Origin of the sequence: Sphingosinicella soli, from assembly GCF_014199685.1 — a bacterium.
GTDB classification, from domain to species: domain Bacteria; phylum Pseudomonadota; class Alphaproteobacteria; order Sphingomonadales; family Sphingomonadaceae; genus Sphingosinicella; species Sphingosinicella soli.
Genome location: NZ_JACHNZ010000083.1, coordinates 1 through 1,586, shown reverse-complemented (window position 1 = coordinate 1,586; position 1,586 = coordinate 1). Strand labels below are relative to the sequence as shown.

General features: G+C 61.0%; 2 protein-coding genes and 1 tRNA gene. All 3 read right to left on the bottom strand.

Annotated elements, in window-relative coordinates; all coding sequences use genetic code 11:
• Positions 1–87: 87 nt before the first annotated feature.
• Positions 88–648 (bottom strand): IS110 family transposase, encoded by a 561-nt coding sequence (locus tag GGQ98_RS18030; protein ID WP_184072052.1) that lies wholly within the window; start codon positions 646–648, stop codon positions 88–90.
• 458 nt (positions 649–1,106) lie between these two features.
• Positions 1,107–1,183: transfer RNA gene (locus GGQ98_RS18025), tRNA-Arg, on the bottom strand.
• Positions 1,184–1,251: 68 nt separating this feature from the next.
• Positions 1,252–1,461, bottom strand: a complete 210-nt coding sequence (locus tag GGQ98_RS18020; RefSeq protein WP_184072050.1) for a hypothetical protein — start codon at positions 1,459–1,461, stop codon at positions 1,252–1,254.
• Positions 1,462–1,586: the final 125 nt, after the last annotated feature.

Here is a 1,586-nt window from a genome sequence, read left to right as displayed (position 1 = left end):
GGCCTCACCCCATATGAATATGTCTGCAAAATATGGTCCGAGCAGCCAAAACGGTTTATCAGAGAACCGCACCATCAAAACGAGGGACTAAACAACTAGGGTTTTGATGTCGGTGTCGAGGGCTGCGATTTCCCGATCGAGAGCCTGAATGACAGGCTGGAGGTAACGAGCAACGGCAGCTGCACGGGGTGCGGCGAGCCGGTTCGAGAAGGCAACGCGCTGCTGGACGAGTCCACGGCGGGTTGAGACGAGCAGGTGGAGTTGATCGCGCTGATGGTCGCCGGGTACCCAGTGCGCGAGTTGGTCGGCTCGTTCCTCCCCATAGCGAGCCAGCGCGCGGGCATCGAGCGCGTCGGTTTTGGCCAGGGTTCCGAAGGAGCGGATGAACGCCTTCACCTTGCGGGCGTCGGCACGATGGATGGCGCGGCCGGCCTGGGTCACGGCATCGAGCAAGGCCGCTTCATAGCCGCCGGTTGCCTCACAGATGACGAGGCAGTTTTCATCGAGGCCGGCTGCAAAGCCGGCCAATGCTGCGGGTTCGTTAGGCAGGCAGACGCTTTGCGCACCGCAGGTGTCGAATATATGGATTTCCGTCTTGCCGACGTCGCAGCCGACAAAGCGAGTAGGCATAGTGGTCTTATCGGTCATAACCCGCTATCCTCCAGTGGCTTGTGATTGTCTGCGGGCGTCCAACGAGCGGCCCTGGCAACTCACCAAGCGTCAAGGGAAAGCGGACAGCCGACCACGATGACGACGGGCGCGAGCCCGATGCTGAAACGGCCAGACCGTCCGCGCCCGGAGCCGGGTGGCCACCCGGCTCCGGGCGTCCAGCTTATGCCGGACCACATCGCTTTACACACCCCACAACAGACAATTTACAGACTGAAGCGTCGGGAGAAACCTTACAAGGTAGCCGACATGTACGGTTCGTACCGGTTGATGCATCCGAACGCGGACAAGATGCTCGACAAGGGGTTGAGCACGTCCGCCTACAAGAGGTTGACCAGTAGTGTGGCTTCCCTTGAGAGCGGCGGCTCGGTCAAAGCGGTGTCCGCCAGTGTATATTGGATAAAAGGTCCGGACACCGCCTCTAAGCCATCGAAACATGGTGCACCCGACAGGATTCGAACCTGTGACCTCTGCCTTCGGAGGGCAGCGCTCTATCCAGCTGAGCTACGGGTGCCGGTGCTGTTTCGGCGGGCACGCTTAACAAAGCGCGGGCGTGCAGGCCAGCAGGAAAAGCGTGTGGGGCTATTCGTTTTTCGGCGGCGGCGTGTAGGGTACGAAGCTGCCGAGGCCGCAGCTTGCGCCCAGGCGGGGGCCGCCGCCCTGCTGTATCACCGTGATGATGTCGGTCGAGCAGAGCTGCGACAGCGATGTCGAATAGGTGAAGGCTGCCTCGAAGCCGAGCGAGGGGCAGGCGTGCGGCAGCGTGTTTCTCAGGATGCGTCCGTCGCGCATGTGGAAATCGATTGTCGAATCGTCGACGACCCTAGCCCGTCTTATTCACCGGGAGCATGGGATGGGGTTGGCGGACGTGGTGTAAGTTACTGATCTGGAATAGAGAACGGGTGCTTACGCCATCC